The organism is Flavobacterium sp. SP2 (assembly GCF_057626655.1).
The window spans coordinates 1-10,338 of record NZ_JBVHBT010000013.1 but is presented as its reverse complement, the minus strand read 5'-3'; the positions used below and the strand labels follow the sequence as shown (position 1 = coordinate 10,338).

The window sequence follows — 10,338 nt, the reverse complement described above, 5'->3', positions numbered from 1 at the left end:
GAGGTAAAACAATAATTACCTCAAGAAATCTATTGTCTTAATGGAATAAAACTTTGAATTATTATCAAAAAAATAAAATAAAAAATATCATTTTTATTTTGGAAATATCATAGTAATCAATTGCGCAAAACGGTTGTTAGCAGCAGTTTTTATTTCCAAACAAAGTCTTTTGCTTTTTGACTTTCTGGATCAAACCATTCTTTCGCAGACTCTTTGTAGATAGCTTTACCATCCTTATTCATTCTTATTAATAACATATCTCCAACGGGTGCTCCATGCAGATAACGAAGCCTTCCAGAAGAATCAAACTTTATTTTTCCATCAATCAACAGTGCTTCAAATTTCGGGAAAGTTTTAATGTTATCTTTTGTAAATCTAATTTGAGTTAAAGGACTTTCTTTATTAGATTTTTTTCCAAATATATTTTTCAAAAATGACATAGATCGTAAATTTAAAATTGCTGCTAACGTTCCGCCTTTAGTTTGCATTATCAAATAAATAACTAATTTTCCGAATAGGAAACAGGTGAACTAAAACGTTTCGTAGGGTAATGACCTATAAGCCGCATAAGACCTGTTTCCCTCTTCGGACTTGCAAGTACTACTTGGAATGTTGGGTTTTTAGACCCGTTAAAGGCGATAGCACAGCAAGGATTTATTTATCTTAAAAACAAATGTATGAAAAAAGTAACATAAACAATCGGTATTGATGTATCAAAATTAACCTTGGATGTTATGGTAAGAACCAGTAATGTTCATAAGCAGTTTAGTAATGATAATAAGGGATTTAAACAGATTATTACCTGGCTAAGTAAACAAAGAATCGATTTAGAGCAAAGCCTAATTTGCTTCGAGCACACCGGTTGGTATTGCTTAATGCTGAGCTATTTTCTTTATGAAAACAAGCACTCTTATTGTTGTATTAACGCTATAGAAATAAAGCGATCTATGGGACTAAAGCGAGGCAAGAGTGACAAAGCCGATGCTTGGGAAATAGCCAATTATGCTTGGCTTAGACGCGATGAGCTAGTGCCATCGGTTCCACCAGCGAGAAAACTTATAGAACTGCAACGCACGATGAGCTTGCGCGAACAATTAGTTAAACAACAAACAGCAAGTAAAAACCTTTTAAAAGGCATGATTGACATTACTTTAGACCAAATGAATGATGTTTCAATTGGTATCTTAAAAGAGAATATAGCCTATTTAGAAAAGCAAATAACAGCAACAGAAAAAGCTATGAATGAGGTAGTAAAAGAAGATAAAGCAATGATTACCAATTATAAATTGTCCAAAACTGTCAAGGGAGTTGGACTAGTTTTAGCCGTTCAAATGCTGTTACATACACACAATTATACACGGTTTGAAAGTTCACGACAGTTTGCAGCTTATTGCGGATTAGTTCCCTATCCATACCAGTCAGGAACAAGCATAAAAGGTAGAAATAAAGTTCATCCGATAAGCGACCGAAAGATGAAGAGCTTGCTCTCAATGTCAGCAATAAGTGCTATTCAGCACGATAAGGAACTTAAAATATATTACCAAAAAAGAGTAGAAGAAGGAAAACCAAAAATGGTAGTGCTTAACATAATTAGAAACAAAATTGTATCAAGAGTATTTGCAACAGTAAACAGAGGAACTCCTTATGTGCAAATGAATAAATTTTTAGCCTAAAAATTTGGATTTGATCTTGGAATGCCGCTTCATGAAGTGGCGAACTTCGTAACGGCATATTTTCCAATAAGATAAAAATTCTTGCGAAAGAAAAATGTGAATTTTGCACATTTTTCGCCATTTCTTGAAACGGCTGTTAGCTAACGTTTCTATTTTTTATTTCATCTTTAAATGTTTGCAATATTAAATTAAACGTGAAAGGAGATAACAATATTTGCATTACCAAATTAAAAACAATAACACCATTTAAAGCAAATATTAAATCATCAGGGATAAATTTATACTCGTAATAAAAATATCCTAGAATAGTAAAAGATATAATTAATGTAGTTACTATGCTTTTAATATAAATAAATGGGTAATATTTAATTTCATTCACTTCATTTATTGAGCAAATCACGACTGGTGACATATAGCTTTTACTATGTTCTATTCTTATTTGAAATTTACTTTTAGTCAATCGTTTAATTTGTAATTCATTGCCATTTTTAAGTTCGTATTTCTTAGTTTTTCGAGAAACATTATTCAAGACTTGAAATATATTTTCATTTTCAAGTACTTCATTTCTTGACTTTTGTTGAATTTTAAATTCTTCATTTTGTAATTCCTTTTCAACAATATTAATATATATGGAATCTAAATTCCTGTCTTTCATAATTGTAATAGCAGCAATTCTAGCGACTAATACATACTTTATATTATTTCGCGCTATTTCTTCCAATTCAGCATTAGATTTGGATTCAAATTTTTGTTGAAAGAAATCAATATTCATTATTTAAAAAAGTGATGTCTTGAGTTATTAAATTCTCTTGGTCTGTGGTGAAATGGCAGCTAACTTTCCGCCGCTTCTCGTCAGTTGCGAACTTCGGAACGAATTATTTTCTGTTAAAGATAAAAATTATTGCGAAACGCAAATGCGAACAGACAACAAAATTCGTAATTGCGAGAAACGGCTGTTAGCTGTAATGCTTATTATTCCATAAGTTCACTCATTTCAAATGATTGGTACATTTTTTTGCAATTTCGAAAGTAATAATTTTCGAAAGGGAATCCTTCATGTGTAAACTTACAGAATATAATTGCGCGTGTATAATGTTCATCTCCTTGTGTATCATAATCGACGATGTCACCAAAATTAATTTGCCCGACTTTAAATGCATAAATTGTTTCAAAGTTTTGATCAGATTGGTTAGCTTTAAATTTCCATGTGCTATCTGGAAAAACATCGATTGTAACTCGTTCAATAATAAACTCCATTCCTTTATGATAAAGAGCGTGAAATTCTGCGCCAAACCAAGAATAATTTCCATTTTCATCGGGTGCGTTAGCTGGATATTGATTACCGTCAAAAGCTCGAATAATCATTTTTGAGTTTCTTTTTCGGTTTTCAACACGATAATTTATCCAATCAGCAAAATCAATTTTTATCTTTTTTCTCAAGTCAAAGTTCCGTTGAAATTCTTTCTCACTTGAAGTAGTATTTATTATAAAATTAGACCAGTACTTTTCGAGCAAATTTTTATAATTGGATACTCTATTTTCAATGGTTTGCCATCCCCAATATATTATTTCAAATTCAGTTCCTAATCGTTCTTTCAATTCTTCGCAAAATTCGTCTAAATCAGGATGATCATTATATGTTGATAAAATAAAGAGTTTTGAAATTTTTATTTTTAGATTTTTATCTAAAATTTGATTAACATCACTTTCAATATCGTCAAAAAGTTCTCTTTTTATTGTAACTTCTCTTCTTGAAAGGTCTTTCTTTTTGCATTGAATTGCAACATCTTTTTCTGAAGAGAAAACGTCAATTCCTTTTTGGCAATGACCAGATTTTCCAAAACGCTTATATGAATTTGTTGAATCGAGTTGATTAAATAAATCGCATATTAAATCTTCAAATATGTCTGGGTTATGTAATACAGGTAATTGATGTTTCATCGTTTAAAGAGATGTTTTTTTGCATTACAGCTAGCGTCCCTGCGCTTGGCGAGGTTGCGAAGTTCGGAACCGATTATTTTCTATCAAAGATAAAATTTCTTGCGAGAAATAAACGTGAATTTACTACAAAATTCGCAATCTTGCCAAACGCCTGTTAGCCGTTCGGTTTTTTTATTAATTTACCATTTTCATATTTACATTCATTTTTTTCTCCATTTTCGTTTATTGAAAAAATAGTTCCGTTTTTCTTACCATTAGAATATGGACAACGATAAATTAAAATTCCATTTTTATAATCTTCTTCAAGAATTTTATTTCCATTTTCATCATAATATTTATTCCAATCTATTTTATGGTCAAGTGAATATCTTATTTTCCTTTCTAAGTTTCCATTTTCATTGTAATATTCTTCATCTGAAACAATTTGCTCTTTTCCATTGAAATAAATAATATATTTTCTCAATATTCCATTTATGTATTCTCTTTCTAAAAGTAAATGATTATTATTTTTAAAACTTTGAGTCTTGCCTGTAAAAAGTTGTGAATTTTCAGTTTTATAAACTAAATTATCTTGTTTAAATACTTCAGAATTTTTCAAAACTTCTTGTGAGTAAATTTTGCCACATAAAATAAATAATAGGATAAATAAAAATCTCATAAATTGTTTTCTTTTTGTATTTACTTTTTTTTCTCACGCTCCACCAAACTGACGGCTAACGTTTCGCCGCTTCTCGTCAGTTGCGAACTTCGTAACTTTTTATTTTCTGTTAAAGATAAAAATTATTGCGAAACGCAAACGTGCACTTACAACAAAATTCGCAATTGCGAGAAACGGTTGTTATAGGCTGGCGCTGCTTATTTTATCCTGACCAGCGTCAATTCTATTTCCAAATCACTTTCCTTCACCGACAAAACTTTAAATTGACTTACTAATTTTTCAAAGTTGTATAATTCTAAAATTGTCCAGTACTTACTTTCTGTAAATTTTACTTTAAAGAAATCTTCATTTTTAGAAACGGAATTTGTTGGCGGTTCATTACAATGGTGAGCCTTGCTTAAAACAAACGAATCTTTGCGGTAAAATGTCCAGCCAATATATTCACAAAATTTATTTGAGTTGTTTCTGTTAAAATTGTAAACTTTTAATGTGTCTAATTTGTAATACTGATCATTAAGATTGTTAATTTCCCATTCGTTAGACGATACAGAGATTCTATTTCGTTTTTTCTGTTCGATGCTTTTTTTGAAGAGTTTTGTCAAATATTTTCCAGATGGATTTGTTTGAGCAAAACTTCCAAAGCAGATAAGCAGAAATATTAGGATTAGTCTTTTCATATACAGGTTTTGGCGCTTGCCGATAATGTTCTCGCGCTACAGCGGGTTTGGGACTAAATTAAGCTCATTATTCGGAATTGCCAAATCATCCCAAATACAAAACCAATTTCAAATTAAGCCTAATACCCAAATTGCTTGTAGCGTGTGTTGGCGGTTCGGTTGTTTTTAGTAGGAATTACGATTTCAAACCTATTATTAAGTTTCTGCTTTTCACGCTTCTGCTGGCAAAATCCAATTTTAAAGTTCCATATTTATATTTCTGATTTTTTCTTTCCTACAGATAAACTGTTGCAATTCCTAATAATGCTATAATCCAAAAAGAGATGAAAGCTAATCTTATTGATTGTTTACATAAAATATACATTTCGTAAAGTTCCACATCTTTTAAATTGTCAAAATCTGCATTCTTTGATAATAATCCTATGTCAACGATTTCTCCTTTATCGGCTGAAACTCCATAATCAACAACATATTTTTGGAATAAATCAGGGAGTGTATTTTTAAGAGCCCTACTAAAATCTTCTAATTTATCACGAAAATTAAATATAAAAACGGGAAAAGTTGAAATTCCAAAAATAATTGGAGCGAAATTTTTAATAGGCTTTGGAAATATAAATAACCAAATTATGCTAATTATAAGTATTGAATAAAAATATATTTGAATTTTGTATGATTTGCTCATTCTGTAATTTAGGATTTAAAATTCCATATTTATTTTTTCAATTTTGGTGCATAAAGATATTCAAATTTGTTAGAGTATTTTCTTCTCCGTTCGGCGTTCAACTGACCGCCAACGTTCCAGCGCTACAAGCAGTTTGGGACTAAATTAAGCCCATTATTCGGAATTGCCAAATCTTCCAAATACAAAACCAACGTTCTATTAAGCCTAATGCCCAGATTGCTTGTAGCGTGCGTTGGCGGTAGTACTTTTAATCCCAATGATTCCATATTGTATCAGTTTTAATGTGCACTGGAACACCATTTTTCAATTTGTACGTTGACAATGGCGTTATACTTTCGGGAAATGATTCTCTTTTCCACATTAAACTGTCAGGAAAGTCTCTCTTATAGTTTAATACAAGTTTAGAACTGAATTTAAAACTGTCAGTAACAAAAAAGTTTTTTAATTCTTTATCTGAATACACACCGAATCTATAATTATATTTAGCTACATATTCAGGTATTCCAGCTCCACTTCTAGTGATTGTGAAAATGGTATCGCCTTTCTCTTTAAAGAAATAAACACTATAAATGTAAATATTTCCTTTACTTGGATTTTTGACAGGATAAGTTTTTTGATAATCAATCATGACATTTCGAAAGTCATTCTGTAAATCACTTTTCGAGCAACCTAATAAAAGTAATGGAAGTAAAAGCAATATTTTTCTCATAGTATTTTTCAGTAATACCGCCAACGTTTGCGGCTTCAAGAAGTGGCGATAAACCAAGACCAAGCCTTCACAAATATAACCAAAACTTTAAATTAAAAACCGTTCCGATTTCAAATAAATCCCATGCCTCGCCATTTCTTGTAACCGCCTTAAGTTCGTTTTTAAGCACAGTTCTTTGTTATCTGATGCCCTAGTTTTTTCGACAGAGTACAACTTTTGCAGATGTTAGAGAATCGTATTTTTGCTGAACTTTATAATTCTCTACATATTTATCCGCTATGTAATATTCAACATATTTAAAATCTGCTGGATTATCTTTTTCCAATAAGTTCCCAATTGACGTAATCCCCGAACCTCCCAGATTTACATTCGTGATTTTATTTCGTTTGTTATTTTCATCAAAAGAATAATATTCATCATTGCTATTTGTTCCTCCATCAAATTCTTCATTTAAAATCAAAATCCCATCTTTTGGAAATTGAATAACTTTTTTTTCGTTTTCAAATCTAAATTTTTCGCCACAACTTTCGCTATAAATTATTCTTAGTGATCCTGAATAATTTTTTGGAATCAGAATAATTTTAGGTGATGTATAATTATAAAAATACAAAAACAAAAAAGTTGTTGGTAGATATAATATTATTGGAACTAAAATGACCAAAACCTTTTTTATAATCCTTTGAGAAGATATAGAAACTAAAATTGCTCCTACCAAATAAACCAACCATGCAAATACCAATAAATAAAAACTAATTACACTTGCAATAAATGCTAATAGTAGTAGTGAAAAACCAATAATGTATTTTTTATCCTGTATTGTCATTTATTACGAATGTTCAAAGGGTTTCAGCTAACGGTTTGCCGCCACGCGACGTTGCGGAAAAGCGAACCGAGTTTTCTCCACTAAGATAGAAAGTTAAACGTGAAAACCAAGCGTGAAGTTAGGAAAAACCAGCAATGATCGCGTGACGGCTGTTATGCGCCGTTTTTAATTTTCATTTAACCTTTTTGCTTCTTCAACAAGCTCCAATCTTTCTTTCTCGAAAGGTGATAAAAAAATTTGCTTAATATGAATTTCTCCTTTAATCAATTGTGGATTTAACTCGATGCTTCTGAAAATCCAATTGTTTTTCACATACCATTTTGAATCATCATTAAGTTCTAATTTACTTTCAATCATTCCATGTATTGAAAAATATTTTGGATGAATCTTTTGTAGTACGCCAGCTTGCAAATTTCCGCCAACAGTTTTTAAATCTACATTTTTACAAATTTCCTTTAACAATCTGAAGTATTCAATACTATTATGTGTTTTTAAATTCTCTTTAAAATAATTAATTGCGTTATCATCTCCAATGAGATGCATCATATATTCGTTAAAGTCTATTTCTCTTGAAAAATATTCGATTCCTGTTTCAAGTATTGTGAACCCAAATTCATATAAAAACTCATTGTTATGAACTGGACAAATGCCCGTAATTAAAATTTTAGTTAGGGCTTCTTTATTTCCTGTTTCAACTAATTCTCGGGAAATTTGTTCGTAAATGTTGAATGCGATTTTTATGACGAGATTATAATCTACTTTTGTATCAATCTTTGCAATCTGTAAGTTTGATAAAACTTCTGAAAGAGTATCAGCATATCCGCTTCCAGCTATATAACCACCTGCTAAACAAATTCCCCAATCTTTGTCATAGAGTAATTCCTTCTCAGATTTATAAATACGAACTGGAATACTAAATATTTTTGGAGCAGTATCAGTTATGGTAATATAGTCAGAATTCAACATTCTGCTTATTCTGGAATCAGAGGCAAAATATATTTTATCGTCTATTTTCCATGCTAAACATAAAGTCATAAATGTCTATTTTACGTGCAGTTCTCAAAATGGCGCATAACGTTCTCGCGCTACAAGCAGTTTGGGACTAAATTAAGCCCGTTCTTCGGATTTGCCAAATCTTCCAAATACAAGACCATTTTTAAATTAAGCCTAATACCCAAATTGCTTGTAGCGTGTGTTACTGGAGGCTTGTTTTGTCGAAATTACAATTGAACCGTAAATTTTTTACGCTTCTGTTGGTAAATTCCAACTTTCAAATTTATTCAAAACTTGTTATATTTCCACACTTCATTAATGTGCTGGTCTATGAATTGAAAGTATTACAAAAAGAACAACAGGTAAATATGAAATTGTAATTATAAAAAAGTAATACCAATTTTTATGGTTATTTTTATAATACTCGAAAGCAAAAAGTATTATTGATAATATTGTAAAAACTATAGGTAAATAGAATAAAATTAATTCTCCAAAGAAATAAGGTAAATCAACCTCAAACCAACCTCCATTATTTCCAAAAGTCAGAAATAGTAAAAAAATAATAAGATTTAAAATTCCAAAGCTTGTTAAGACTTTCTCAATTATTTTTAATTTCATATTACTTTCATCTATCAATTAGACATTTTTTTGTCAGTTCGGTTATGCATCTTATTTTTTTAAACTATTTAAAATTGACTTTCCTTTTCAATTTTCACGCTTCTGCTTTGTTAACTTCTTGCGGAAACAAATGGATATTTTCTAATTGTTTTTATCTGCGTAATTTCGGTACAAGTCTCCAGTAACGTTTCGCCTGTAACCGCCGTCGCGGATCAAAGCGGACAGAGTTCTCTCTGTCGAAGATAAACTTTATTCGTGAAACAACAGCTTCCGGCCACCGAAAACTCCGCGATGGCGGTTACAGGCTGTTAGCAGCAGATCTATATATCTAAGCCTAATTTTTTTGCTCCTGCAGCCATCAAAATTTCCATTAATTTCTCGAGAGAAATACTACCAACTTTAGAAACAATTTTTAAAAATTTAGGTTTCGTTGAATCAATATTTTTATCTTTTAAACGCATAAGATAATCCTCAAACGTGCTATGTAATTCTTGGAAAGCTAAAAGTAAATTTGATTGCTCAAGTTCAATGATAGTAACATCTTTAACATCATCATCTTCGACGTTGAAGAAAATAACAAAAGGCTTTTTCGTATTTTCATCTACTTCAAAAGCATTAGAAAATATATAATTGAAGGTAGTGATTGAATTTCGATTTTCAGAATCAAGATAAAATACAGAAATATCTTTTCCAGAAAGTCTGTCAAGTTTTATGAAAGCTCCAAAGTCATTAATTAGATTTCTTAATGCTTTGTTATGAAAATCGTATAAGATTAAGGCGAATGATTTAGCTCGTCTTTGATTTTTATGTTTTTCACATATATGTAAAAAATTATTTAAAAAATCTTCTTTAGAATATCCAATTCCAGTTTCAGGTTTGTGTTCAAATATTGGGTTCATTTATCTACGGTTTTTTGTCTTGTCCTGAAATAGGTTGACCATTTTTAGGTTATTAATTGAATCAAAAATACGGATTTGTAATCGGAATGTTGGTAACTTTTTTTTAAAAATTCCCTTCGGGTTTTAAAAAAGTTACCAACATTCCTTACGCAACCTTTCGTGCATAGGATTTATAAGGTTGTTGGTTGTATTTTCGATGTACTTCTTGTGGTGTTTTTAGTTCTAAACTCCAGTGCAAGCGTTCGTTGTTGTAAATTTTTACAGCTTCAGCAATCATTTTATTAGCGATTTTGATGTTTTTAATTGTGTTTTTTAATCCGAATTCATACTTCAAAATTCCGTTAATTCGTTCAGCAACGGCATTTTCGTATGGATCATATTGTTGGGTTGTACTTAATATAAAACCTTTATTTTGAGCAAATTCAGAGAAATCTGGACAGCAATATTGTATTCCTCTATCAGAATGATGAATTATATTTTTATGTTTGTGAATGCAGTTTTTGTAAGCCATTGCTAAAGCTTCTTTGACCAATGAAACTTTTATGTTATCATCTAATTTCCAACCCATTATTTTCTTCGAATAGGCATCAGTTACCAAAGCTAAATAGGAGTGACCACTATCAACTTTGATGTAGGTGATGTCGCCTACAAAGACTTGTTCTGCG

General features: G+C 30.7%; 13 protein-coding genes. 1 reads left to right on the top strand and 12 read right to left on the bottom strand.

What is annotated here, in order from left to right; translation table 11 throughout:
• Positions 1-149: 149 nt before the first annotated feature.
• Positions 150-488 carry a hypothetical protein gene (locus ACZ098_RS17050; protein ID WP_487312971.1) on the bottom strand — a complete coding sequence of 113 codons (339 nt, stop codon included), beginning with the start codon at positions 486-488 and terminating at the stop codon, positions 150-152.
• Between the two features lie 210 nt (positions 489-698).
• Here ACZ098_RS17050 and ACZ098_RS17045 point away from each other — a divergent pair, with 210 nt between their 5' ends.
• Positions 699-1,673: an IS110 family RNA-guided transposase gene (locus ACZ098_RS17045; protein WP_487312972.1), complete on the top strand. Its 975-nt coding sequence runs from the start codon at positions 699-701 to the stop codon at positions 1,671-1,673.
• Positions 1,674-1,809: 136 nt separating this feature from the next.
• Here the strand turns inward: ACZ098_RS17045 and ACZ098_RS17040 are convergent, their stop codons facing one another.
• The 11 genes from ACZ098_RS17040 to ACZ098_RS16990 form a co-directional block, all read right to left on the bottom strand.
• Positions 1,810-2,445 (bottom strand): hypothetical protein, encoded by a 636-nt coding sequence (locus ACZ098_RS17040; protein WP_487312970.1) that lies wholly within the window; start codon positions 2,443-2,445, stop codon positions 1,810-1,812.
• A gap of 200 nt (positions 2,446-2,645) precedes the next feature.
• Positions 2,646-3,614 (bottom strand): hypothetical protein, encoded by a 969-nt coding sequence (locus ACZ098_RS17035; RefSeq protein ID WP_487312969.1) that lies wholly within the window; start codon positions 3,612-3,614, stop codon positions 2,646-2,648.
• A gap of 154 nt (positions 3,615-3,768) precedes the next feature.
• A complete protein-coding gene (locus ACZ098_RS17030) occupies positions 3,769-4,272 on the bottom strand; it encodes a toxin-antitoxin system YwqK family antitoxin (protein WP_487312968.1) in 504 nt (167 codons plus the stop codon).
• 197 nt (positions 4,273-4,469) lie between these two features.
• On the bottom strand, positions 4,470-4,949 hold the full coding sequence (locus ACZ098_RS17025; protein WP_487312967.1) for a hypothetical protein: 480 nt from the start codon (positions 4,947-4,949) through the stop codon (positions 4,470-4,472).
• 274 nt (positions 4,950-5,223) lie between these two features.
• Entirely contained in the window at positions 5,224-5,631 is a 408-nt protein-coding gene (locus ACZ098_RS17020; RefSeq protein WP_487312966.1) for a hypothetical protein, read from the bottom strand.
• A gap of 247 nt (positions 5,632-5,878) precedes the next feature.
• Positions 5,879-6,340: a hypothetical protein gene (locus ACZ098_RS17015; RefSeq protein ID WP_487312965.1), complete on the bottom strand. Its 462-nt coding sequence runs from the start codon at positions 6,338-6,340 to the stop codon at positions 5,879-5,881.
• A gap of 190 nt (positions 6,341-6,530) precedes the next feature.
• Positions 6,531-7,163 (bottom strand): DUF6843 domain-containing protein, encoded by a 633-nt coding sequence (locus tag ACZ098_RS17010; RefSeq protein ID WP_487312964.1) that lies wholly within the window; start codon positions 7,161-7,163, stop codon positions 6,531-6,533.
• A 165-nt stretch (positions 7,164-7,328) separates the two neighbouring features.
• A complete protein-coding gene (locus ACZ098_RS17005) occupies positions 7,329-8,198 on the bottom strand; it encodes a hypothetical protein (RefSeq protein ID WP_487312963.1) in 870 nt (289 codons plus the stop codon).
• Positions 8,199-8,471: 273 nt separating this feature from the next.
• Complete coding sequence (locus ACZ098_RS17000; RefSeq protein WP_487312962.1) at positions 8,472-8,774, bottom strand: hypothetical protein; 303 nt, start codon at positions 8,772-8,774, stop codon at positions 8,472-8,474.
• A gap of 320 nt (positions 8,775-9,094) precedes the next feature.
• Entirely contained in the window at positions 9,095-9,673 is a 579-nt protein-coding gene (locus ACZ098_RS16995) for a hypothetical protein (protein WP_487312961.1), read from the bottom strand.
• Positions 9,674-9,818: 145 nt separating this feature from the next.
• A partial coding sequence (locus ACZ098_RS16990; protein ID WP_487312960.1) for an IS3 family transposase occupies positions 9,819-10,338 on the bottom strand: 520 nt, incomplete at its 5' end.